Below are 23,187 nucleotides of genomic sequence, written 5' to 3' on the forward strand. Positions count from 1 at the left end.
CGGGACGGGAGCAGGAGGAAAATTACATATGAAAAAGAACAAAACAACCAATGTGCGCGTTCTGGCACAGCTTGGCCTGCTGGCGGCAATCGAGATCGTCATGAAGCTGATCGGGTTGGGCAGCGTTCCCGTCGGGCCGCTGTACATGTCGTTCCTGACCGTGCCGATCGCGGTCGGAGCGATGACGATGGGGCCTGTGGCGGGTGCGATCCTCGGCGGTGTGTTCGGACTGGTGAGCTTTAAGGACGCGCTGACCGGAGGCTCCGCGATGACGAGCGCGCTTTTCCAGGTCAGTCCGGTCAATACGATTATCCTGTGCGTCGTCATGCGCATCCTGATGGGCTGGTGCGTCGGTCTGCTGTTTAGCCTGCTGCGGCGTGTGGACAAAAAGGGTGGCTGGAGTTATTTCGCGGGCGCGCTGTCCGCGCCGCTGCTCAATACGCTGTTCTTTATGGGGTATATCGTGCTGGTGTTCTATAACTGCGAATATATCCAAAATATTGTGGCGACGAATGGCGCGGCAAATCCGCTGATGTTCGTGGTGCTGCTGGTCGGCATGCAGGGCTTGGTCGAAGCGGTCGTCTGCTGTGCCGCGGGCGGCGTGATTACCCGCGCGGTCGCTTCGTTCCTCGGCCAGCGCGCGCCGGCGCCGGCAAGGAAAACAACGCCGTTTGAGGAGCTTCCCTCCGAAAAAACATAACCGGTTCAGCACCCTGCGCGGGCAGGAAATATATATTAGCAAAAAGGCATTTGGAGTAATATCCAAATGCCTTTTTGTTTCTTTTCGCCTGAATTTTGTCTCTTTAATCTAAAATATGCAATTTTGAGGAAACACTTTTATGTATTTTTATAAAAATTTTAATCGGTATCATGATACTTACTTACACATGAGTCACCGCGCCGATGATCTTCCCATTCTGCAGAACAGGTGATCCGCTCATCCCCTGTACGATACCGCCGGTCTTTTCCAGCAGCGCCTGATCGGTCACGCGCAGCATCATCCCGCGCCCATATTCATCGTCCTGCGGATAAATTTTGACAACCTGAACAGAATACGATTGTACCTTGTCTCCCTCGACATTGGCCAGGATTTCCGCCTCACCCACCTTTATTTCGTCCGCCGCGGCCACCGGTACGGATTCCAGAGAGGAATACAGCGAACTATCGGTCAGCGTACCGAAAATGCCGCTTTCCGTATTCTCATTTACCGTGCCGAGCGGCACATCCGATTGGAATTCACCCTGCAGCGCACCCGGTTCTCCAACCTCGCCGCGCTGCACCGAGCCTACCACAGAATACAGGACGCTACCCTCTTTCAAGGGCATCAGCACGCCTGTTTCTCCGTCGCAGATACCGTGTCCGAGCGAGCCATAAGCGCCGGTTTCCGGATCGACGTAGGTCAGCGTACCGATACCGGCCATGCTGTCACGCGCCAGTACGCCAATCCGGTATACACCATCCGTATCCGCGCGCGGAGTCGCTGTTACCGTTTGCGTTTCGCCATTGCGCAAAATTTCCAGTTCAACCGGCTGCCCCGCCGACAAGGCAATCTGCTTCTGCATTTCGTCATTGGACGCCACCTCGGCGCCGTTTACTTTGACGATCATGTCGCCCTCCGACACGCCCGCGTCACGGGCGGGACAGACCGCTCCATCCGCTGTCTGCACATCGTTCAGCCGCACCACCAGAACGCCGTCCGCGCTCATCTGGATGCCTACGGTGTGGCCGATGGGGATTACCGATGTGATTTCCGCCGCCTGTGCAGTAACCAGCATCATCAGGGTCAAAAGCAAGGATATTGCGATTTTTTTCGCTTTGCTTTGCTGCACTTTTTTCACCTCCGCCATTTACTATGCCACCCGCGCCGCAAAAAAAAGCCTGTGAACCTTTGCTATTCCCTTGTGATTTCTGGATAGGCGATAAGTCTTTGGCCGTGGAAAGGTTTTCTAAAACGAAAAAGAGGCGGTTTCTCCAAGCAGTTTGGAGAAATCCGTCTCTTTTGGCAGCATTTATTTAATTGCGGCCTGATCTGTCAAGGTATTTCCCCTTCATTAAAAAACTTACGGATAGTATTCAAGATGCTATGTGTAAACGTTTTATATATTGGATGTTTCATAAGCTGTAAATCTATAGTATAAATATATAACCACAGTTTACTAAAGAAAGAATGGGAAATAATAGGCGTAACTTTCTAATATAGAGGTGCATAAAATCAAACCCGGGAAAAATAATTTTCTTCCTGATGATTCTGTGGTTGTGAAAGGGGCTCGCTTTGCCGTAGAGCTGGAATTGAAGAAAAAGCAAGCCCTTTCACAACCTATTGCCCAATTTGATCAAAAAACAGGCAAGATATTTATGATCCATGCAGATGGAACACGAACTTTCGTAGGAAACCGATTGCGGAAAGGGCGATATAGTGAACGGAAAAAAGAAAAAACCTGAGATTGTTGTTTTTGCAGGTCCCAACAGATCAGGGAAAAGTACAATCACTACTATATTACGACCTGTCGAAATGGATTATATCAATGCTGACGATGTTCAACGAATTTTGCATTGTGATACCCTAAGCGCAGCAAAGCTCGCCGAGAGACAACGCGAAGATCATGTGTCCGATAGGCGGGATTTTTGTTTTGAAACGGTGCTTTCCGCTGACAGAAATTTAAAGCTGATAAAGCGTGCGAGTGAAGCAGGTTTTTTCGGTGCTACTATGTTTTAACAGCTGATCCGCAGATTAATGTTGCTAGAGTCGCATCTCGTGTCTCTGCTGGTGGACATGACGTTCCTGTTCAATCGATTTTGATTGACAGCACCGTACACCCGCTATAAAGTAAAGGTACAAGAACAGATAGTTTAGGTGGTGAGCTTTTGTGAAGACCAGTCTTGCCGCTTTACTTTGCACAACGATTCTTTTTGCTGGTGCTGTGCCTTCTGCCGGTGTAGCCGGTATGGTACCGGCCATCCCTACCCGTGACATGAGCCAGACGGTCTACGTTGATGGCACCCGAGTTTATCCCACGGGGTACAATATAGCGGACAACAATTATTTCAAACTGCGCGATATTGGTACGCTTGTGGGTTTTGGCGTGGAGCGGAACAACGAGACGCAGACCGCAGAGATCAGCACGGAGCGCACTGCCCCCAGCACGGCGGGCATCAAGGACGAGGCGGTAAGCGATGCGTCTCTGCCAAGGTGACGGATCAGAAAAATCACCATAGATGGCAAGCAGGTCAGCATGACGGCCTACCAGATCAGCGGAAACAATTATGTGAAGCTGCGGGATATCGGAAAGCAGATCGATTTTGACGTATCCTATGACGCGGCTACGGAGAGTGTCCGTATCGACACGGATGCGCTGTACACGGAAAGCACAACGCCTGTCAGCGGCAGCGCCATTACGAAGTGGAACAAAACCATGTCAGAATTCAATCAGGCCATGATAGACTGCAACTGGCGGCCTGAAAAATATCTTGAGACGGCAAAAAAATATGCGCCGGTCATCACGGGTAAAGCGAACAGCACGGTAGAGGACGTTATTGCTGCGCTGGACGCGATGATCGGCACGCCGGTGGACGCAGTTTCGTTCGAAGATGACCGTACGGTAAACGACTTTTGGGCAGATGAGCTGCGCAAGGCGCTGGGTCAGGAAGTCACAAGCGGCGGCGATAGCACGAACGGCAATGCCGGTAATAGCAGCAGTTCCACTACTGTAACGGACGAAATGCTGCGCACTTGGGAATTGCAGATGATAGGCCGCATCAATTGAAGAACGCACTAAAGCAGGCACTTTGCCACTGGTTTAAGCCGAAATGTGCACGGAGTTTGCACGGTTTTGGGCGAAGCACTTAGCTACCGTTAAGTTTGAGCACAGTACGATAGCAATATGTATGCATGGGTCAAAGGCGTAGACGTTAAAGATGTTTTGGAGCCGGACGGTAGTTTCTTTATGAGCGAAGAAATGGACGAGGAAATCGAACCTTTTGCAGGTGGTGAAAACATTACAGGAGGAAGCAGTGATTTGAATAACGTCGTAGGGCGACATATGAATAATTTCATGACTTCCGAAGGCCATAGAAATACATTGCTGACTAAGGATTTCACCAAAATAGGTATCGGATATGCAGTGAATTCTAACGGAAGCATTTTCTGTTGCCAAATATTTGCCTAACTATGTAGAGGATCAGAATTTAGAGAGCGGTTAGTTTTCCTAATCGCTCTTTTCTTTTATCCAGAGGATGAAAAAAGTAAATTATGATCAACGAGCGCCGCCTTCTGCTTTGAAGGTGCCGTTTTCCGGCGCGGCAGGCGGCGGGATCATGCCGCTGGCAGAGGAGGATAACGAAGCGTCCAGCATTGAGATCAACGTAGGCGAGGTGTACACTATCGCGGACAGAGGCGCGTGCAAAAGGCGTGGTTCCAGCAGAACGGCGCGCCGCGCAACGTCTGGCCTATGTTCACGGAAGCGTCAGACGGTACGGAGATCCGCGCATACTGCGCAGACCACAGCAAGGGCAACCCCGGCACGGGCGGTATGCCGTATACCGTCACCAGCCGCATATCGGATATGCATGTGTACGGAGTGGCCGTGCGGAGTGATTCGCGCATGTCGCTTAATGAGTTCATTTCCACGGTGGGCAGCCCCCTTACGAATGAAAACTTTACAGCGGATATGTATTTCAGTGCGTCGCAGGCGGCCATGTGGGCGGCGCTGGGAGATGCGCAGATCGCGGCTAACAGCAGCTACGGCGTGAATTACGTCAGCTCCACGTCGCTGGGCTACCGTGCCAGCGGCGAAACGCTCAGCGCCAGCAGCACCTCGGAGGCGCTTACCCTTTATGCCGCTATCGAAATGCTGAAATACGGCAACGAGTTCTATGGCGTATGGGGGCCAAATGGAAAAGGGCATGCGCCGTGGGTGGGCGCAACCATCAACTACACGCCCGGCAACACGGAGTACGCGCCCGCCGCACAAAAGACCGGCTCAGTAGATTTGCCGCAGGGTATTGTAAACTCTGGTGTATTTGCAGAAAAGGAAATAGACGGACAGGACTACATGGTGCTGCCCATGGCGGCGGCTTCCGCTACGTTCGTGCGCAGCAACCAGATTTTTGTCCGTGCGGACAATGTGCCGTCCGGCGCGTTTCTCATGGATTCACAGGGCAATAAGAGCACGAACGACAATGGCTCGCAGCGCCTTACTCTGGCGAACGTTACCAACAATAAGGAATTGTACAAGAACGGCAACGATCAGGCATACGGCGAAACATTCCTGTTCTGCATTCCAAAATCCACCGCTGAGGAAATGGACGCTGGCAGCGAATCATTGCAGACATCCTTTACAGTGAGTATGAACGCAGACCGGTATAACGTGTATTCGGCCAGCACCACCAGCTCAGGCGTGCAGCCAGTCATCATGGTGGAGCCTGCTGTGCAAAAATTGAGCGCATCTGTTGGATTCAACACGGAAACATTTATAGATTACGCATTACTGAAAGTTCTTAAAACCGATAAAAGTGGTGCGCCGTCGGCGGGCTGCACATTCCAGATCAGTTATCAGCAAGACGACACCCCTAAAACACAGGAGCAGACAACCACTTTGGGTGTTGACAGGGGCCAGATAATGCCCCGCCAATTTCGAATGCCCATGCGTAAGGGCGCCCTCAAAAGCGTAGCGTATCCCGCGCTCTACCTGTGCAAAACTGGCTCCGTTCTGCTTGGCTATCTTTGCGTATAACGCACAGATCTTTCCAGAAAAATAGTAGGGATCTTTATCCATGAGCTCTAAAGCATCGTGAATATATATAAATCCTTTTGTGTTGACCGGAATCCCTGCACGCAGCAGAGTATCCGCGATTTCATCGTATATCATAATAATATATCCTTTCAATGATAAATTGCATGGCCGCGCCTATGGGGTCACGCACATTTCCTGGTTGACAAGCGCTGTCTTTTGTTTTAGTATTATCGATATACTTAATATGCTGTTCGTGGTACATGTGTCCCTGTAACACGTTCAGCACCCATAGCTTACAACAAATATCTTTGAAAGTCAACCATTTTTTACAAATTTCTTGTTATCCTCTTTTTGTGAGCAAGAGATTTGTGAGGCAGAAATGGGGATTGTAGCGTCTAATAAGGAGGACCCCGTATGAGCTTGGGAGATAGATTGCGGCAGCGGAGACAGGAAATGGGTTTCACCAGACCCCAGCTGGCGGCTAAAATATGCGTGACTCCCTCAGCGATTGCCAATTACGAAAATGGTATCAGCACCCCGAAACCTGATATCCTGATTTCCCTAATCAATGTATTGGAGGTCGATGCCAATTATATTTACTCCGATTATCTTGGCCATAGCCAAGCAAACAATATTTATAACCAGGACTTGAACGCGGAAGAAATGGATTCTATCCAAAAATATAAAAAGCTTTCGGAAGAGGGAAAACGGCTTGTTCGGCTGATTATCAATGAGGAATATGCCCGAACTATTACCAAGAGTCAGCTTACCCTCCCATGCTATCTGCCTGGTGTACGTAAGCTCCACACCGGTTTTCTCATGCAAACGAAACTGGGTAGCGCACATATCATGCAAAAAGATCTGCCTGACGGGACCGACTTTTGTTTTCAAATTCAAGTAGATCAATATCTGCCTGTCTTTCGAAAATTTGATATTCTGGCGCTTCAGAGAAAACAGGCACATCACAATGAAATGGGACTGTTCTGTCTCAATGGTATTTACTACATCCGCACCCTTTTCCAGGAGAAGGGAGAGTGTCGTCTTCGGTCTCTAAATGTAATTGAGGAGGATATTTTAGTTAAAAAAACGGATGAATTCCATTGTATTGGCACGATCCTTGGCCAAGTAAATGCTGTTTTGGAAACTTAAATGAACCCTGCTTTCCGAATGTTTTTTCGAAAAGCGGGGAGCTTCGTTGTGAAAAGCCTTAGAACTTTTACTTTATTATGCAAACTTGTAAAACACAAATGCAAAACTTTTATGTCTGTACTAGATCAGAATACTTCGCTGCATTTCTGATTTTTTAATTGATTATAAAAGGTTGATACTAAGTCAAAGAATTTTAAAAGGCCGGACTATTTCTCAAGGGGGAGGCGATGGCACCGGGAATCCATGACTCGCCCTCTTTGATCACTAACCCAAGAGGTGGAACAAGATCATCCAGTTTTATGTTGTCCGAAAAATCCTGATCAACAGCGCAGGGGATTCATTCCTCGCTTTCCTCCAAGATCAAATCGGAATAACCCAGGATCACCTCGTTATTATACTTTTCCGTTGCGTATAGAGTGCCGATACAAACTAGGACGAGGCCTATTCCAATCACAACAGTAAGAATTCATCGAAGTATTCTTTTGGTGAGAAAGCGTTTCATAACGGAACTCCTTTCAAATGCCAAAGAGTTCAGGCGGCCAACGCATCATAACATTGTTTTTGTATTCACCTATATATCTGTAACGAGACAGAATATTACGCCTCAGTTCAAGATATTCTCTCGATTGGACAAAAAAGCCTCCGGTCAAGCCGGAGGCTTTTGGATGGGGAGGGGGATCTGGACGCCCCAAGGCAAAGGGCTGTCAGCACAGCCCCAGAGGGGCTACAGTAGGCTCCTCACCTGTAGATCTCACTGGATAGGGCGAAGTTTATTGGTGGCGACAAGTGTCTTGGTATACTGGAGGCTGTGGGAGAAGTGTTCCCCCGAAGCCAAGTACCAACGGTGTACCGTCCACTTTTACCGTAATGTGTTCTTTGCCACGCTGCGCTCCAAGGTGAAGCTGGTAGCCAAAATGCTCAAAGCGATCTATGACCCAGAGAGAAAGAAAGTTGCCAGAGAAAAGGCGAGGACTGTGGTGGAGAAACTCCGTTCCATGAAACTGAAGGAGGCTGCTAAGAAGGTAGAGGATGGCATTGAGGAGACTCTAACCTTAATGTATCCACACATATGCAGATTATCTGTCTTGGGATGAACAGGAACGCATCGAGCTGATACAGGGGCAGACGAACGTGCTGGCGCCTCCATCGCGGGCGCACCAAAAGGCATGCGGGGAACTGTTCCGCCAGATTGCAAATTATCTGGACGGGAAGAAATGTGAGGCGTACCCTGCGCCGTTTACCGTCCGGCTGTTCGAAAAGCAGGACGATAACACAGCAGGCATTGACACTGTGGTAGAACCTGGTATTACCGTCATATGCGATTCTGACAAGCTGGACGATAAAGGCTGTAAAGGAGCGCCGGATCTGATTGATGAAGTGGTTTCTCCTAGCTCGCAGCGGCATGACCACTTGACAAAATTCAACCTGTACCAGCAGGCAGTCGCGCGACACGCGCAAGACCGAGGAATACAACGACATCGACGTGGGCAACAAGGTCTACGGCGGGCATGAGGTGCTGGTGATCTTCGACCATGTGTTCATCCCGAACGAAATGATCTTCCTGAACGGGGAGGTGCAGTTCGCGGGCATGATGGTAGAGCGGTTCGCGGGCTACCACCGCCAGAGCTACGGCGGGTGCAAGGTAGGCGTGGGCGACGTGCTGATCGGCGCGACGGCGCTTGCGGGCGATATGGCAGGCTCGGCGAAGGCCAGCCATGTAAAGGATAAGCTGATCGAGATGACGCACCTGAACGAGACGCTGTACTGCTGTGGCATCGCATGCTCCAGCCAGGGAACGAAGACAAAGAGCGGCAACTACCTGATCGACCTGCTGCTGGCGAACGTATGCAAGCAGAATGTGACGCGGTTCCCGTATGAGATTGCGCGGCTGGCGCAGGACCTTGCGGGAGGTCTGATGGTGACGCAGCCGAGCGAGGCGGACTACCGGAATCCGGCGACGCACGACTACATCGAGAAGTACCTCAAGGGGGTGGCAAGCGTGCCGACCGAGGACCGCATGCGCGTGCTCCGGCTGATCGAGAACATGACGATGGGTACGGCCGCGGTTGGCTACCTGCCCGAGTCCATGCACGGCGCAGGCTCCCCGCAGGCCCAGCGCATCATGATCGCACGACAGTCCAACCTCGAAATGAAAAAAGAACTCGCCAAGAAGATTGCCCGTATCAAGTAAAGTTATGATGGAAAAGTGATGATTGATAGACATTTCATAAAGGCAGCGCCCGCAGAACGAAGGATGGTTCTGCGGGCGCTGTTTTTATTCAAATTTTTGAACATTAGCAATAGGGTGGATTGCGATAGAATACACCAAAAAATTTCTGCTTTTAATAAGAGATCGCCGAAATCATTTTATGAATCAGGGGTTATTATTACTGATATTATACAAGATTGTAAAATTCTTACAAAAATGATGAAAATTTGTGCAAAAAAATTAACCAAAAACTGATGGTTCAACAGCCTATAACAATGTAAATTCCACAGTCAGTGGCAGTAAGGTGGTGAGTGTAATGCTTACGTCGCTTACGCCACAGGATGTCATGGTGAAACGCTTTATCAGCTATTGCTGGAAAGCAATCGAAAATCAGACAAGTGAAGTGTACAGATTTTTACGAAAAGATGCACTATGCCATATTCCGGGTGCGCTGTTCTTTGAGGCCATTCCACAACCGGTAAATGTGATACATCTGACAGACACAGAATTTATAATTGGGGATATTTGCGTGCCTGTTTATGACAGTGATCTTGCTGACGCACTAAAACAGCTTTCGGTAACACAGCGAGAGATTATCTTGCGTTCTTATTTTATACAGCAGGCCGATCAGGAGATAGCTTCAAGTATGAAGCTGACCAGAAAAAAGTAAGCTATCGGAAACGGAAAGCGATGAAACAACTCCGAGAACGGTTTGTGGGGGAAACGTGTGAAGAGTAAAGCAAAAGAGAAACGGATTCTAAGCTATGATACGGTCAAAAAAGCTGTACATGGAGACGAACAGGCAATGCTACAGGTTGTACATTTCCTTTAACCGATAAGCCATTCAAAAGCCTTACGCCCGTATATTGATGAACAGGGTAACTATAGTTGACCCGTTTGTCAAGGGGCATATTGAAAACGGGCTTTTAAGGGCGATTTTGGATTACCAAAAGTACAGGAATAAATAACCGCTTTTTTCATCGGCTTCCCCATGGGGATTTATAAAATGATTATGAGGAAGCCGATGAAAGGCGGCTGCAGTATGAGCCTTGACAAGTAAAGAGCATGGATGCGTTCCTATGAAGTAAGCGCCGGAAAGTTGCAATCCGCTGGGTTAAATGAGCAGATCAACAGCGACCATCGGCGGCTGAATACCGATGGTTCCTTTTAGAGAATAACTTATATCCTATGGGGGATAATAGTGGAAACGCTATCGTGAGGTGGAGATTAATGATAAGCCACATTGAAGAAAACTGTGAGAGTATCGTAAGAATTCATGATGACCGGTGTATAGACTCTGTTGAAACCTGTATGGAACATGTATCTCAAATAGTTTCCGCACATTACAAGAGACTGGACAAGGAAAAGTTGTTTTTGGTATAAAAAGATGCTGTAAATGTGGGAAAAATATAAAATGGATGTGCTTTTGCAAACTAAATGGTTTGACAACATACTGTGAAGAATGTATACTGAATCATAGAGGAGGTAAACATGGAGCGATATGTTCAATACCTGAGAAAGTCTCGCTTTGATCGTGATTATGCAGAGTTAAATGTAGAGGAAACACTGAAACGTCATGAAGAAATTTTGAATAAGCTGGCTAAAGATCGAGGGTATCATATTGCAAAAACATATTACGAAGTGGTATCAGGGGAATCCATTGCCGCAAGGCCTCAAGTACAAGCAATGCTTGAGGAGGTTAATGCAGGCTTGTATACAGGTGTCCTTGTCGTAGACCTGGAAAGGCTTGCACGAGGAAATGGTGCGGATCAAGCATATATCAGTCAAATATTCCAGTTTTCCGGCACGAAAATTATCACGCCCAGCAAGACCTATGATCCAAACGATGAATTCGATCAAGAGTATTTTGAGTTTGGCTTGTTTATGTCCCGTAGGGAGTATAAAACGATAAATCGGAGGCTGATTCGTGGACGACAAAGCTCCGCTTCAGAGGGAAAGTATATTTCCAGTATTGCCCCATACGGTTACCGCAGGGTAAAGCTTGAGGGAGAAAAAGGCTTTACCTTAGAGCCTGACGAGAAGGAAGCGCCCGTGGTAAAAAAGGTTTTTGATATGTATGTTCATTATGTGGGAACAAAAAACATAGCAAATTACCTGAATGACGAAAAAATACCAACCCGTCATGGGGATCTATGGACGTATTCAACCATAACCAACATAGTGACGAATCCCGTATATATGGGGAAAATACGGCGTGGCTGGAGCCAGCACGTTAAAACATTCCAGAATGGAATCGTCGAAAAGCATATCAAACGCAAGAAAAACATTGCGGATTATCAGCTCTATGAGGGGCGCCACCCTGCCTTGATCAGTGAAAAAATTTTTTGGGATGCGCAGGAAATTCGGATCAACCGGCAGCCGTCAGTAAAAGTTCGCAAAGAGTTTACATTGGAAAATTCCTTTGCAGGACTGATTTACTGCGCGAAATGCGGGAAACGAATAGGGAGAACAACTACTACCCGCTACCGTGTACCGCGTTTCCGGTGTGTCAACCAAAGAAACTGCCATAACGGAAGCAGTAATTATGATCTTGTTGAAAGGCAAATTATAGCGGCGCTTCGGGTGTGGCTGAAAGGGTATAGGGTGAAAGTCTCGACGATTGGATTTGGAGAAGATATTGCGGCCTGCAAGAAAAAGATTGCCGGATTGGATGATGAGCTTGAAAAGCGGAACGCGCAAATGGAAAGAGCGTATGACATGGTTGAACAAGGCGTTTACTCCCTCGAACTGTTCAAAACACGCCAAGAAAAAATAGGCGACTCGGTTGCCCGCCTACAACAGCAAAAGAATATCTTGCTGACATCACTGGCCAAATACGAACAGACCGATGCGGTATCTTCGAATTTAATTCCGACAACAGAGAATCTGTTGGAAAGCTACGATACCATGTCCCCAAAAGAGCGGAATGCTTTGCTTAAAGAAATCCTTTATAAAATAGAGTATGACAAAGGGCCGGATGGTAAAATTGTGATTGATTTGTTCCCCAAGCTTCCAAAGATTTAACAGCGTTGGTATCATGGTCGTACTGACGTAATGGTAAACGACCCTACCTGCGGCTATGCGATTGGCATTGAACGGATGCTTGAGGAAATGACGAATTAACGAAGTTTTTGTTCATGTTTCGCTCGATTCGTCGCATTTTGTCGAAAAATGACGAGAAAAAAATCCAGCTTTTCCGACAATAGCCTTGAAAATTATGGAATTATATGGTAAATTAATGACAGCTAAGACAGAGAACAAATAAATTGCTGGAAGGCTGGTATTGACAACATGGAACAAAAAATTCGAGTATTGCTCGCAGACGACGACAGCGAATTCTGCGCACGGATGGCGGCGGCAATCGAAAAATCAAATGATATGGAGCTTGCCGGTATCGCGGAGGACGGCGCGAAAGCGGTTGCGGCAGTAGGAGAGCTTAAGCCTGATCTGCTCATCATCGACCTGGTGCTGCCGGTGATGGATGGGATCATGGTGCTGACCAAGCTGCACGAACGCAGGCAGGAGCAGCCCGCGACCGTTGTCCTTTCAGCTTTCGCCAGCCCACAGGCGGGCGCGGAGTGTACTGCGCTGGGCGTGGATATGTTTCTGCGCAAGCCTATGGAAGCGGAAATGGTTTGCGAAAGGATCCGCATGTGGAAATCCGGAAAGCAGGAGGCCGAAAAAACGGGGGAAGCAATGGCGCTGGAAGTACGCGTAACTGAGGTTATCCATCAGGTCGGCGTGCCGGCGCATATCAAGGGCTACCAATATCTGCGCGAGGCGATCATGATGGCGGTCGAGGACATGGAGGCGGTCAGCGCGATTACCAAGGTGCTGTATCCGTCGATTGCAAAAAAGTTCAAGACCACTTCTTCGCGAGTTGAGCGCGCGATCCGTCATGCGATCGAAGTCGCGTGGGACCGCGGCGATATCGAGACGCTGCAGAGCTATTTCGGCTATACGGTGTCGGGCGTCAAGGGCAAGCCGACAAACTCGGAATTCATCTCGATGATAGCCGATCGTCTGCGGCTGCAGATGCGGTTCGGCGCATAAGGAATATGGGCGCGGGACGGGGCGGAAGCCCCGTCCCTTATTTTGTCTGGAAATACGGCTGGTAATAGGATATAATATATGATAAGAAAAATTTGTTGAATGATGGGGAATACGCGCATGAAAATCATGGTGATCGATGGAAACAGTATACTCAACCGCGCTTTTTATGGTATCCGCCAGCTCTCCAACCATGAAGGGCTGCCGACCAACGCGGTATACGGGTTCTTGGCCACGTTGTTCAAGCTCAGGGAGGATGAAAAGCCTGACCGTACGGTTGTGTGCTTTGACGTGCGGGAAAAAACCTTCCGCCATTTGAAATTTGATTCCTACAAGGCAACCCGCAAGGGGATGCCGGACGAGCTGGCGGCGCAGTTGCCGGTGATGAAAGAAACACTCGATGCGATGGGTGTGGTACGCTGCGAGCTGGCAGGGTATGAGGCGGACGACCTGATCGGCACGATCAGCCGGAAAGCGGATGAAAACGGCGACACCTGCGTGGTCGTGACGGGCGACCGTGACAGCCTGCAGCTCATCGGCGGCGGGACGACTGTGCTTCTGGTTTCCACCAAAATGGGGCAGACGACCTATGAAACCTATGATATGGAAAAGTTCCGTGAAAGATACGGCTTCGATCCGATTCGCCTGATCGACCTGAAGGCGCTGATGGGGGATGCGTCGGATAATATTCCGGGCGTGCCGGGCATCGGGGAAAAGACGGCAATGCAGCTGCTGCATGATTTCGGCTCGCTGGAAGGCGTGTATGCGAACCTGGAGGATGAAAAAATCAAAAAAGGCGCGCGAGCAAAGCTGGAAGCGGGCGCGCAGTCCGCGAAAGACAGCTATTGGCTCGCGACCATTGACCGCAACGCGCCGCTTGCGCTGGATGTTGCAAACCTGCCGGAGGAACATCGGGACGAGGCAGCGCTTTATGAACTGCTGACCCGCCTGGAGTTTAAAAACTTTATCAAAAAGCTTGGGCTGAGCGGCGCGTATACCGCGCCCAGGCTGCCGGAGCTCCGGACGCAGCGCATCCAAAATGCCGCCGAAGCGTTTGGGCTGCTCGACGCGCTGACCGAAGCGGGCCGCGTGTTTGCGGTGATTCCGGAAACGCTGGGTGCGATGTGCCTGCTGGAAGCGGATACGGCGGCGATGCTGTTTGCGGATGACTTTGCGGATGCGGATTGGGATGCGCTGCTGCGCCGTCTGTTCGGCGGCGCGATCGAGCTGGTGCTGCATGATGCGAAACCTGTGGCGGCGGCGCTGCTTGCACGTGGCATCCAGCCGGAGGGGATTGTGTTCGACACCTGCCTCGCCGCGTATCTGCTGGATCCGACGCAGTCTGGATATGACCTGCCGCGCGTGGCGCTGGCATATTGCAGCACTGAACTGCCAGAACTTGACTTGGACGATCCGGCTGCCGTATCGCCGCTCGGCGGGCAGGAACAGACGGAACAGGCGTGCGCGCGCCATGCAGGGGCGGTGCGTGCGATCTATCAGGAAGCAGCATCCAGGGTGGAAGAGCTGGGCATGCGCAAGCTGTACTATGAGATAGAACTGCCGCTGATGCGCATTCTGGCCGAAATGGAAACCGTGGGCTGTGCGGTCGCGCCGGACGAGCTGCGCGCGTTTGGGGAGCGGCTGGACGTCCGTATCCATGAGCTGATCGCGCAGATCTACCGCGACGCAGATGGAGAATTCAATATCAACAGCCCCAAGCAGCTCGGCGAGGTGCTGTTTGAAAAGCTGCACCTGCCCGCGCCGAAAAAAACCAAGACCGGCTATTCGACCAACGTGGACGTGCTGGAGCGCATCGCGGAAGACCATCCGGTCGTTCCCAGGATACTGGAATACCGGCAGCTTACCAAGCTGAAGAGCACCTATGTGGATGGGCTGCTCAAGGTGGTCAGCCAAAAGGACGGGCGTATCCATACGCATTTTCAGCAGACTGTGACCGCGACAGGGCGGCTGTCCTCGACCGACCCGAACCTACAGAACATTCCGGTGCGCACTGAACTGGGGCGTGAGTTGCGGCGTATGTTCGTCGCGCCCGACACGGAGCATGTGCTGATCGACGCGGATTACTCGCAGATCGAACTGCGTGTGCTTGCGCATATCTCGCAGGACGCGCACATGATTGAGGCGTTTCGATCCGGGCAGGATATCCACGCCGCGACCGCGGCCAAGGTATACCATGTGCCGCTGGACGAGGTCACACCGCAGATGCGTTCCTCCTGCAAGGCGGTCAATTTCGGTATTGTGTACGGGATATCGGATTTTTCGCTTGCGCAGGATATTGGCGTGACCCGTAAGGAAGCGGGCGAGTTTATCCGCGCCTATCTGGCGACCTATCCGGGCGTTGCAAAATATATGGAGGATATCAAGGAAAACGCGAGGGAAAAGGGCTATGTGTCCACGCTGTTCGGCCGCCGCCGCGCGCTGCCCGAACTGAAAAGCAAAAATTTCAATATCCGTTCCTTTGGGGAGCGTGTGGCGATGAATACGCCCATCCAGGGGACCGCGGCGGACATCATCAAGATCGCCATGGTGCGGGTACACGACCGCCTGCTGCGCGAGGGCCTGGAGAGCCGGCTCATCCTGCAGGTCCACGACGAATTAATCTTGGAGGCGCCGAAAACCGAACAGGAGACCGCGATGCGCCTGCTCAAGGAAGAAATGGAAGCCGCGTTCGTTATGGATGCGCCCCTGGTGGCAGAGGCCAAGGCGGGGCATAGCTGGTACGACACAAAGTGATTCTACCCGAACCGATCGGTTTGAGAGGAGAGGGCGCACCGCGCGCGGCGCGGGCGGTTTTTGACAGGGGGAATTCCAAAATGGACGACATCATTTTCATCTGCTCGGGCAACACCTGCCGTTCGCCGATGGCTGAGGGGCTGTTCCGTGCGCGCGGCGGGGAGAAGAAGACCGGTCTGACGGCGGCGTCCGCTGGACTGTTCACCCAGAACGGCCTGCCCGCGTCGCCAAACGCGGTCACGGCGGCGCGCGAACTGGGCGCGGACATTGCAGGGCATCGCTCGCGCATGCTCACGCCCGAACTGGTGCGGGAGGCGCGCTTTCTGGTCTGCATGACAGGCGCCCATTACGACCGCCTGTGCGAGCTGTATCCGAACTGTGCGGACAAGATATTCACCCTGCTGCCGGAGGACGTTTCCGATCCGTTTGGCGGCGATCTGGATACCTACCGCCGCGCGGCGGCCGAGATCGACCGGGGGATAAGCGGCATCATCGGGAGGCTTACAGAATGACGGTCGTACCCATGCAGGAGCGTCATCTGGCCGCGCTCGCGGAGATCGAAAAAGTGTGCTTCCACGCGCCGTGGAGCGCGGATATGCTCCGCGAAGAACTGGGGAAAGGTCTGTTCCTGGTTGCGGAGCGGGACGGCGTGGCGGTCGGCTATGTGGGTTGCCAGACCGTGCTGGACGAGGGGTATATCACCAATGTTGCGGTATCACCCGACTGCCGCCGGCAGGGAGTCGGCCGCGCGCTGATCGGGACGCTTGTCTCGCACGCGGGAGCGCAGGGGCTGGCCTTTGTTACGTTGGAGGCGCGCACGTCCAATATGCCCGCGATTGCCCTGTACGAGAATGCGGGCTTCCAAAAGGTGGGCGTGCGAAAGAATTTTTACACCGCGCCCGTTGAGGACGCGCTGCTGATGACATTTTTTCTGAAAGGGTGAGGCTGGATGGAGCTTCGGTTTGTCGATGCGGAAAACACGGATCTGCTGGAACTGGCGGGCAGGCTGGATGAATATTATTTTTCGATCGTGGGCGAGGTGCATCGCCGCTATGCGAAATATAACGACCCGCATCTGTTCGGATGCCGGCTGGTCGTTTATGAGGATGGATGCGCGGCAGGCTGCGGCTGCTGGAAGCGGACGGACGCGCATACCGTGGAACTGAAACGCATTTATGTGCGGCCGGAATACCGTCGGCGGGGGATTGCGGGCGCGGTCATCCGCGCGCTGGAGGGTAACGCGGCGGAGCAGGGCTATACGCGCGCTGTTTTGGAAACCGCGCGGACCACAGGGGATTCGGCGGCGCTTTACCGGAAACTGGGATACCGTACAATGCCCTATTATGGGAGTCCGGCCGGCGCGGAAAACTGCCTTTGCTTTGAAAAGGCGCTGGGGACGGTGGATAAAAAACGGGCGGCGCTTCGCTTTGTCGATGTGAGCAATCCGGATCTGGCAGTGCTGGTTGCGGAGCTGGATGTATATTTCCATGCAGGCTGGGGCTCGGTGGCAGAAAAGTACAAGGCGTATCACGCGCTGGACGGAATGGCTTGCGCGGTGGTGGCTTACATAGGGGAACGGCCGGCAGGCTGCGGCTGCTGGCGCGCGTATGATCCGGTAACAGCGGAGATCAAGCGGATGTATGTCCGGCCGGAATACCGAAGAAGCGGGACGGCGGGCAAAATCGTGGCCGCGCTCGAACGGCACGCCGCAGCGAGCGGGTGCCACCGCGCGGTGCTGGAAACCGGCGCGGATATGCCGGACGCGATCGCGTTTTATCAGAAGCAGGGGTACCGGCTGGTGCCGAATTTCGGCGATTTCGCGGGGGACGAGATCTGCGTATGCATGGAAAAAGAGATATCGGATGGCACGATGCGGTAACCGGAAAGGGGGAGAAAGAGATGATGCTTTTGGCGGCCCTTTTGGCCGGCGCCGTGCTGTGTGCCTGTTCTTTCTGCCATGCGCTGTGCGACGCGCTGCGCGCGGTGCAGTGCGGCGGAGATCCCAAAGGGCATGCGGTGCGCCTGCAGGTGAGCCTGTGCGGTGCATTGCTGCTGCCAACGGCAGCGGTGATCTGGGCGGTATACCGCATGCCGGCCGGCTTGTAGCAGAGTGGCGAGGGACAGGAAATATTTGCTTTTGGATAAAGGAGGCGGGAAAATGATTACGCCGATGAACCGCGAGCAGATTTTATGCACCAATACGCAGGAAGACTTTTTCCAAGCGCAGCAGGCGCTCAGCCGTGATCAGATCGCGTTCCGAACAGAGGTGCGGGACAATGCGCAGCGCATGCTGCAGCGGCAGGATGTGCTGGGGATTCGCGCGCAGTACCCGCGGGAGTATCGGATCTATGTACACAGGCAGGACGCGGAACTGGCGCGTCATATTTTGCAATACGGGAACAACGGGTGAGACAATGAGGATTTTGGCAATTGAGTCCTCCTGCGACGAAACGGCGGCCGCCGTGGTTGAGGATGGACGGAACATACTTTCCAGCGTGGTGGACACACAGATCGAAACGCACGCGCTGTATGGGGGCGTGGTGCCGGAGATCGCGTCGCGTCGGCACATGGAGGCGGTTGTGCGCGTGACGGAAAAGGCGCTGGCCGACGCGGGCATGGACAAGCGCGCGGTGGACGCGGTGGCGGCGACCTGTGCGCCGGGACTGATCGGCGCGCTGCTGGTCGGCGCGAATTTCGGGAAATCGCTGGCGTTTGCGCTGCAAAAGCCCTTTATTCCGGTGCATCACATCCGCGGGCATATCGCGGCGACCTATCTGGCGTATCCCGATCTCAAGCCTCCGTTTTTGACGCTGATTGCGTCCGGCGGACACAGCGAGATCGTGATGGTGCGCGATTATACGGATTTTGAGATCCTCGGCGGCACGCGGGACGACGCGGCGGGCGAGGCGTTCGATAAGGTCGCGCGCGTGCTCGGCGTGGGCTACCCGGGCGGCCCGAAGATCGACAGGCTCGCGCAGGAGGGCGACCCGATGTGCTACAAGCTGCCGGATTCGCACATCAAGGACGCGCCGCTTGACTTCTCTTTTTCCGGCCTCAAGACCGCGGTCATCAATCTGGCGCACAATGCGGAGCAGAAAGGCGAAACGCTGGACAAAAACGGCCTTGCGGCCTCTTTTTGTGCGGCGGTCGTGCATACGCTGGTGCCGCGGCTGGAGATGGCGGCGCAGCGGACGCATGCGCGGCGCGTGGTCTGCGCGGGCGGTGTGGCGGCCAACTCGTTCCTGCGCGCGGCGCTGCAGAAGATGGCGAAGCGCACCCACACCAGGCTCTACCTGCCGCCGCTTTCCCTGTGCGGGGATAACGCGGCCATGATCGGGAGCCAGGCATATTATGAATACCTTGCAGGTAGTGTGGGTCTGACCCTGCAGAATGCTTTCGCAACTGCGGAGATCAGTGCGAATATTTGTGAAAAGCGATAGCGAAAAGGTCTTTTCAAAAGATAAGGAATGTTGTAAAATAGAAGTGGTTTTTGCGTTGCAAAGGCCGCTTCTGTTTTGTTTTTGGGCACGGTATGCCGCGCATGCCGTGGAGAAGGCTGTGGAAGCCGCAACGGACCCGCTTTGCAGCGGCGGGGCGCGGCGGGCGCAAATATCGCCGCGTAGGGACATAAAGGAGTGTAAGAAACACAAATGGGTATGACAATCGCACAGAAAATTCTGAAGGAGCATCTGGTGGACGGAGAAATGGTCCAAGGACAGGAGATCGGTCTCCGGATCGACCAAACGCTTACGCAGGATGCTACCGGCACCATGGCTTATCTCCAGTTTGAGGCAATGGGTGTCGACCAGGTCAGGACCGAGCGGTCGGTCGCGTATATCGACCACAATACCCTGCAGTCCGGCTTCGAAAACGCGGACGACCACAAGTATATCGGCTCGGTGGCCAAAAAGCACGGCATCTACTATTCCAAGGCGGGCAACGGCATCTGCCATCAGGTGCATCTGGAGCGCTTCGGCGCGCCGGGTAAGACCCTGATCGGCTCGGACAGCCACACCCCGACCGGCGGCGGCATCGGCATGTTGGCGTTCGGCGCGGGCGGCCTGGACGTGGCGGTTGCGATGGGCGGCGGCGCGTACTACATCCCCATGCCCAAGATGGTGCGCGTCAACCTGACGGGCAAGCTGTCCCCGTGGGTTTCCGCCAAGGACGTTATCCTGGACGTGCTGCGCCAGATGACCGTCAAGGGCGGCGTGGGCAAGATCGTCGAGTACGCGGGCGAGGGCGTTGCGACGCTGTCCGTGCCTGAGCGCGCGACCATCACCAACATGGGCGCGGAACTGGGCGCGACGACCTCGGTGTTCCCGTCCGACGGGGAAACCAGACGCTTCCTCGAGGCGCAGGACCGCGGTGATGTGTGGGTCGAGTTGTCCTCCGATCCGGACGCGGTGTACGACGAGGAATACACGGTCGACCTGTCCGCGCTTGAGCCGCTGGCCGCGATGCCGCACATGCCGGACAATGTCAGGCCGGTCGCTGAGATCGGCGCGATTAAGGTCAATCAGTGCTGCATCGGCTCCTGCACCAATTCCTCCTATTACGATATGATGAAAGTCGCGTCCATCCTCAAGGGTAAAACCGTGCATCCGGACGTTTCGCTCACCATCAGCCCGGGTTCCAAACAGGTGTTTAACATGCTCGCACAGAACGGTGCGCTGGCGGATATTATCGCGGCGGGCGCGCGCATCCTCGAGTGCGCCTGCGGTCCCTGCATCGGCATGGGACAGTCGCCGGAGTCCGCGGGTGTATCCCTGCGTACCTTCAACCGTAACTTTGAGGGCCGCTCGGGGACGCAGGACGCGCAGATTTATCTGGTATCGCCCGAGGTCGCGGCGGCGAGTGCGCTCGCGGGCGTGCTGACCGACCCGCGCACGCTGGGAGAAATGCCGGCGATTGAAATGCCGGAGCATTTCGTCATCAACGACAACATGATCGTAAGGCCCGCAGAAAATCCGGCCGAGGTCGAGGTTGTACGCGGCCCGAACATCAAGCCGTTCCCGCTGGGCAAGGCGCTGGAAGCGTCCTATACGGGCCGCGTCGTACTCAAGACCGAGGACAACATCACCACCGACCATATCCTGCCGGCGGGCGCGAAGCTGCTGCCCTACCGTTCGAACGTGCCATACTACTCGAATTACTGTTTTATCAATGTCGATCCGGAATTTCCGGCGCGCTGCAAGGAGCAGGGCGGCGGCGTCATCGTCGGCGGCGCCAACTACGGCCAGGGCTCGTCGCGCGAGCACGCGGCGCTCGTCCCGCTGTATCTGGGCGTCAAAGCCGTGCTGTGCAAGTCGTTCGCCCGTATCCACAAGGCCAATCTGGTCAACTCGGGCATCCTGCCGCTGACTTTCGCCGATCCGGCGGACTACGACGCGATCAACCTGCTGGATGAGATCGCGCTGCCGCATGTGCTGGAGGAAATCAAAAACGGCAGTCAGGTTACCGTGGTATGCGGCGGCAGGACCTTCAAGGCGGACTGCGACGTTTCCGACCGTCAGCGCGGCGCGCTGCTCGCGGGCGGCACGCTCAACTATGCCAAGGAACAGGCGGCGCAATAAGGAAAAGAGGAGAGGGGCGCTTTCCCAGCCTCCTCTTTCTTGACAGGATGCAGAAAATTTGTTAAAATAATATCAATGGTATGAGGAGGACACCGTTATGTCGATCGACCAGTCCATTCTGGATAAATTTGAAGCAGTGGTAGAAAGCCAGCTTGCGCGCATCGCGGATATGAAAGCACAGGATGACTTTATTGACTATACAAAGCTTGACAAGCTCATCATCGGCGTGTGCGGCGGCGACGGTATCGGCCCGATGATCACCGGCATGGCGCAGCACGCGCTCGAGGCCCTGCTGGCCGACAAGGTCAAGGCGGGGAAAGTGGAGTTCCGTGTGATAGACGGGCTGACCATCGAGCGTCGCGCTGAGCTGGGCTGCGCCATCCCGCCCGATGTGATGGAGGAGCTCAAACAGTGCCATGTAATTCTCAAGGGGCCGACCACGACCCCGCGCAAGGGCGATCCGTGGCCGAATGTGGAATCCGCGAATGTGGCGATGCGCAAAGCGCTCGACCTGTTCGCCAACGTGCGTCCAGTCAAGGTGCCTGAGCTGGGGATCGACTGGACGTTCTATCGCGAAAACACCGAGGGCGGCTATGCGGTCGGCTCGCAGGGCGTGCAGATTGCGGACGATCTGTTCATCGACTTTACAGTGGCGACCTCGCAGGGCTGCGAGCGCATCGCGCGCCTGGCGTTTGATTACGCGCGCAAGACCGGCAAGAACCGCGTCTCCTGCGTGACCAAGGCCAATATCATCAAGACCACGGACGGCAAATTCCTCGACACCTGCCAGCGGGTCGCAAAGGAGTATCCGGAGGTCGAGTTCGACGACTGGTACATCGATATCATGACCGCGAAGCTTCTGGACGAAAAACGCCGCCGCGATTTCAAGGTGGTCGTGCTGCCCAACCTGTATGGCGATATCATCACCGACGAGGCGGCCGAGATTCAGGGCGGCGTAGGCACCGCGGGTTCGGCCAATATCGGCAAGCGCTACGCGATGTTCGAGGCCATCCACGGTTCCGCGCCGCGCATGGTGCAGGAGGGGCGCGCTCAGTACGCGGACCCGTCCTCCGTGCTGCGCGCCTCCGTGATGCTGCTCGAGCACATCGGTGAGATCGAACTGGCGAATAAGCTCGACCGTGCGCTCGATATCTGCATGTTTGAAGAGAAAAAGGTAGTGGTCAATGGGCGTGATACTGGTGCGACCGCGCAGGAATTCACGGATTATGTACTGGAAACGATTGCGAAGCTGTAATTTTGTGATGGGAAAGAGAGGATGAAAACCTGTGGAGCGCAAACAAGAGGTCTCCAAGGCGGTGGTGCAGCGTCTGCCGCGCTACTACCGCAATATTTGTGAGCTGAAAGCTGAGGGCGTACAGCGCATTTCCTCGCGCGCCCTGGCTGAGCGTATGGGGCTGACCGCTTCACAGATCCGGCAGGATTTCAACTGCTTTGGTGGATTTGGCCAGCAGGGATATGGATACAATGTAGATAAGCTGCAGGAGGAGTTGGGCGCTATTCTTGGGCTCCGCGCCGGCCGCACGGCGGTATTGATCGGTGCGGGCAATCTGGGACGGGCCTTGCTCAACAACTTCGATTTTTCGGCCAGCGGATTCAAGCTGCTGTGTGCGTTTGACGCGAATCAGGAGTTAGTGGGAAAAAAATTTGGCGGGCATGAGGTGCGCAGCAGCAGCACGCTGTTTGAATTTGTCGACCG

22 protein-coding genes and 2 pseudogenes (1 of these 24 only partly in view) are annotated in these 23,187 nt (G+C 53.6%); 22 read left to right on the forward strand and 2 right to left on the reverse strand.

From position 1 onward, the window contains the following. Positions 1 to 28: 28 nt before the first annotated feature. A complete protein-coding gene (locus DBQ51_RS15590) occupies positions 29 to 700 on the forward strand; it encodes an ECF transporter S component (protein ID WP_107632022.1) in 672 nt (223 codons plus the stop codon). A gap of 181 nt (positions 701 to 881) precedes the next feature. Here DBQ51_RS15590 and spoIVB read toward each other — a convergent pair whose 3' ends face one another. Further along, positions 882 to 1,829 carry a SpoIVB peptidase gene (gene spoIVB, locus DBQ51_RS15595; protein WP_159068210.1) on the reverse strand — a complete coding sequence of 316 codons (948 nt, stop codon included), beginning with the start codon at positions 1,827 to 1,829 and terminating at the stop codon, positions 882 to 884. Between the two features lie 587 nt (positions 1,830 to 2,416). Between spoIVB and DBQ51_RS16700 the strand changes: the two genes are divergently transcribed. The 4 genes from DBQ51_RS16700 to DBQ51_RS15615 all read left to right on the forward strand — a co-directional run bounded on the left by DBQ51_RS16700 (position 2,417) and on the right by DBQ51_RS15615 (position 4,166). After that, a complete protein-coding gene (locus DBQ51_RS16700; protein WP_159068211.1) occupies positions 2,417 to 2,716 on the forward strand; it encodes a hypothetical protein in 300 nt (99 codons plus the stop codon). A gap of 229 nt (positions 2,717 to 2,945) precedes the next feature. Beyond that, on the forward strand, positions 2,946 to 3,194 hold the full coding sequence (locus tag DBQ51_RS15605) for a hypothetical protein (protein WP_107632024.1): 249 nt from the start codon (positions 2,946 to 2,948) through the stop codon (positions 3,192 to 3,194). A gap of 39 nt (positions 3,195 to 3,233) precedes the next feature. Beyond that, entirely contained in the window at positions 3,234 to 3,764 is a 531-nt protein-coding gene (locus DBQ51_RS15610; protein WP_107632025.1) for a hypothetical protein, read from the forward strand. Between the two features lie 117 nt (positions 3,765 to 3,881). After that, on the forward strand, positions 3,882 to 4,166 hold the full coding sequence (locus tag DBQ51_RS15615) for a CAP domain-containing protein (protein WP_107632026.1): 285 nt from the start codon (positions 3,882 to 3,884) through the stop codon (positions 4,164 to 4,166). Positions 4,167 to 5,483: 1,317 nt separating this feature from the next. Here DBQ51_RS15615 and DBQ51_RS17645 read toward each other — a convergent pair. Continuing rightward, positions 5,484 to 5,867: a sporulation initiation factor Spo0A C-terminal domain-containing protein gene (locus tag DBQ51_RS17645; protein WP_107632027.1), complete on the reverse strand. Its 384-nt coding sequence runs from the start codon at positions 5,865 to 5,867 to the stop codon at positions 5,484 to 5,486. Between the two features lie 279 nt (positions 5,868 to 6,146). On the opposite strand from DBQ51_RS17645, the gene DBQ51_RS15625 reads away from it, so the two are divergent. From DBQ51_RS15625 to DBQ51_RS15710, 17 genes and pseudogenes are all read left to right on the forward strand, one after another. Further along, entirely contained in the window at positions 6,147 to 6,881 is a 735-nt protein-coding gene (locus tag DBQ51_RS15625; protein ID WP_107632028.1) for a helix-turn-helix domain-containing protein, read from the forward strand. Between the two features lie 754 nt (positions 6,882 to 7,635). After that, a pseudogene (locus DBQ51_RS15630) lies at positions 7,636 to 7,960 on the forward strand (transposase); the annotation flags it as partial. 52 nt (positions 7,961 to 8,012) lie between these two features. After that, on the forward strand, positions 8,013 to 8,393 hold the full coding sequence (locus DBQ51_RS15635) for a Uma2 family endonuclease (RefSeq protein ID WP_242977955.1): 381 nt from the start codon (positions 8,013 to 8,015) through the stop codon (positions 8,391 to 8,393). Further along, positions 8,317 to 9,072 (forward strand): annotated as a pseudogene (locus tag DBQ51_RS15640) (4-hydroxyphenylacetate 3-hydroxylase C-terminal domain-containing protein); the annotation flags it as partial. The gene DBQ51_RS15635 and the pseudogene DBQ51_RS15640, both read left to right, overlap by 77 nt. 334 nt (positions 9,073 to 9,406) lie before the next feature. Further along, positions 9,407 to 9,760, forward strand: coding sequence for a sigma-70 RNA polymerase sigma factor region 4 domain-containing protein (locus DBQ51_RS15650; RefSeq protein WP_107632031.1), 354 nt, complete (start codon positions 9,407 to 9,409; stop codon positions 9,758 to 9,760). Between the two features lie 821 nt (positions 9,761 to 10,581). After that, the gene (locus DBQ51_RS15655; protein WP_107632032.1) at positions 10,582 to 12,114 is read left to right on the forward strand and encodes a recombinase family protein; all 1,533 of its coding nucleotides are present in this window, start codon (positions 10,582 to 10,584) and stop codon (positions 12,112 to 12,114) included. A gap of 267 nt (positions 12,115 to 12,381) precedes the next feature. After that, positions 12,382 to 13,143, forward strand: coding sequence for a sporulation transcription factor Spo0A (gene spo0A / locus DBQ51_RS15660; protein ID WP_054327358.1), 762 nt, complete (start codon positions 12,382 to 12,384; stop codon positions 13,141 to 13,143). Between the two features lie 117 nt (positions 13,144 to 13,260). After that, positions 13,261 to 15,894, forward strand: a complete 2,634-nt coding sequence (gene polA, locus DBQ51_RS15665; RefSeq protein WP_107632197.1) for a DNA polymerase I — start codon at positions 13,261 to 13,263, stop codon at positions 15,892 to 15,894. An 80-nt stretch (positions 15,895 to 15,974) separates the two neighbouring features. Next, positions 15,975 to 16,406, forward strand: coding sequence for a low molecular weight protein arginine phosphatase (locus tag DBQ51_RS15670; protein WP_054327359.1), 432 nt, complete (start codon positions 15,975 to 15,977; stop codon positions 16,404 to 16,406). After that, positions 16,403 to 16,837 (forward strand): ribosomal protein S18-alanine N-acetyltransferase, encoded by a 435-nt coding sequence (rimI, locus tag DBQ51_RS15675; protein WP_054327360.1) that lies wholly within the window; start codon positions 16,403 to 16,405, stop codon positions 16,835 to 16,837. The genes DBQ51_RS15670 and rimI overlap by 4 nt, the downstream gene beginning before the upstream one ends. A gap of 6 nt (positions 16,838 to 16,843) precedes the next feature. Continuing rightward, positions 16,844 to 17,773 carry a GNAT family N-acetyltransferase gene (locus DBQ51_RS15680; RefSeq protein ID WP_107632033.1) on the forward strand — a complete coding sequence of 310 codons (930 nt, stop codon included), beginning with the start codon at positions 16,844 to 16,846 and terminating at the stop codon, positions 17,771 to 17,773. 20 nt (positions 17,774 to 17,793) lie between these two features. Then, positions 17,794 to 18,000, forward strand: a complete 207-nt coding sequence (locus DBQ51_RS15685; protein WP_054327361.1) for a hypothetical protein — start codon at positions 17,794 to 17,796, stop codon at positions 17,998 to 18,000. 52 nt (positions 18,001 to 18,052) lie between these two features. Then, on the forward strand, positions 18,053 to 18,304 hold the full coding sequence (locus tag DBQ51_RS15690) for a hypothetical protein (RefSeq protein ID WP_107632034.1): 252 nt from the start codon (positions 18,053 to 18,055) through the stop codon (positions 18,302 to 18,304). Positions 18,305 to 18,308: 4 nt separating this feature from the next. Beyond that, complete coding sequence (gene tsaD / locus DBQ51_RS15695; RefSeq protein WP_107632035.1) at positions 18,309 to 19,334, forward strand: tRNA (adenosine(37)-N6)-threonylcarbamoyltransferase complex transferase subunit TsaD; 1,026 nt, start codon at positions 18,309 to 18,311, stop codon at positions 19,332 to 19,334. A 210-nt stretch (positions 19,335 to 19,544) separates the two neighbouring features. Next, the gene (locus DBQ51_RS15700) at positions 19,545 to 21,470 is read left to right on the forward strand and encodes an aconitate hydratase (RefSeq protein ID WP_107632036.1); all 1,926 of its coding nucleotides are present in this window, start codon (positions 19,545 to 19,547) and stop codon (positions 21,468 to 21,470) included. Between the two features lie 97 nt (positions 21,471 to 21,567). Continuing rightward, complete coding sequence (locus DBQ51_RS15705) at positions 21,568 to 22,725, forward strand: isocitrate/isopropylmalate family dehydrogenase (protein ID WP_107632037.1); 1,158 nt, start codon at positions 21,568 to 21,570, stop codon at positions 22,723 to 22,725. Positions 22,726 to 22,756: 31 nt separating this feature from the next. Next, positions 22,757 to 23,187, forward strand: the 5' portion of a protein-coding gene (locus DBQ51_RS15710) for a redox-sensing transcriptional repressor Rex (protein ID WP_107632038.1). Its footprint extends 208 nt past the window's final position; only the first 431 of its 639 coding nucleotides appear in the window; the start codon lies at positions 22,757 to 22,759; its stop codon lies off the right edge, out of view.

Source organism: Agathobaculum massiliense (assembly GCF_900291975.1).
Lineage (GTDB): Bacteria > Bacillota > Clostridia > Oscillospirales > Butyricicoccaceae > Agathobaculum > Agathobaculum ammoniilyticum.

Bases quoted from the DNA above. Each gene is read 5' to 3' on its own strand.
- DBQ51_RS15590 (WP_107632022.1), top strand. From the start codon at position 29: ATGAAAAAGAACAAAACAACCAATGTGCGCGTTCTGGCACAGCTTGGC.
- DBQ51_RS15605 (WP_107632024.1), top strand. From the start codon at position 2,946: ATGGTACCGGCCATCCCTACCCGTGACATGAGCCAGACGGTCTACGTT.
- DBQ51_RS15610 (WP_107632025.1), top strand. From the start codon at position 3,234: ATGACGGCCTACCAGATCAGCGGAAACAATTATGTGAAGCTGCGGGAT.
- DBQ51_RS15615 (WP_107632026.1), top strand. From the start codon at position 3,882: ATGTATGCATGGGTCAAAGGCGTAGACGTTAAAGATGTTTTGGAGCCG.
- DBQ51_RS17645 (WP_107632027.1), bottom strand. From the start codon at position 5,867: ATGATATACGATGAAATCGCGGATACTCTGCTGCGTGCAGGGATTCCG.
- DBQ51_RS15625 (WP_107632028.1), top strand. From the start codon at position 6,147: ATGAGCTTGGGAGATAGATTGCGGCAGCGGAGACAGGAAATGGGTTTC.
- DBQ51_RS15650 (WP_107632031.1), top strand. From the start codon at position 9,407: ATGCTTACGTCGCTTACGCCACAGGATGTCATGGTGAAACGCTTTATC.
- DBQ51_RS15655 (WP_107632032.1), top strand. From the start codon at position 10,582: ATGGAGCGATATGTTCAATACCTGAGAAAGTCTCGCTTTGATCGTGAT.
- spo0A (WP_054327358.1), top strand. From the start codon at position 12,382: ATGGAACAAAAAATTCGAGTATTGCTCGCAGACGACGACAGCGAATTC.
- polA (WP_107632197.1), top strand. From the start codon at position 13,261: ATGAAAATCATGGTGATCGATGGAAACAGTATACTCAACCGCGCTTTT.
- DBQ51_RS15670 (WP_054327359.1), top strand. From the start codon at position 15,975: ATGGACGACATCATTTTCATCTGCTCGGGCAACACCTGCCGTTCGCCG.
- rimI (WP_054327360.1), top strand. From the start codon at position 16,403: ATGACGGTCGTACCCATGCAGGAGCGTCATCTGGCCGCGCTCGCGGAG.
- DBQ51_RS15680 (WP_107632033.1), top strand. From the start codon at position 16,844: ATGGAGCTTCGGTTTGTCGATGCGGAAAACACGGATCTGCTGGAACTG.
- DBQ51_RS15685 (WP_054327361.1), top strand. From the start codon at position 17,794: ATGATGCTTTTGGCGGCCCTTTTGGCCGGCGCCGTGCTGTGTGCCTGT.
- DBQ51_RS15690 (WP_107632034.1), top strand. From the start codon at position 18,053: ATGATTACGCCGATGAACCGCGAGCAGATTTTATGCACCAATACGCAG.
- tsaD (WP_107632035.1), top strand. From the start codon at position 18,309: ATGAGGATTTTGGCAATTGAGTCCTCCTGCGACGAAACGGCGGCCGCC.
- DBQ51_RS15700 (WP_107632036.1), top strand. From the start codon at position 19,545: ATGGGTATGACAATCGCACAGAAAATTCTGAAGGAGCATCTGGTGGAC.
- DBQ51_RS15705 (WP_107632037.1), top strand. From the start codon at position 21,568: ATGTCGATCGACCAGTCCATTCTGGATAAATTTGAAGCAGTGGTAGAA.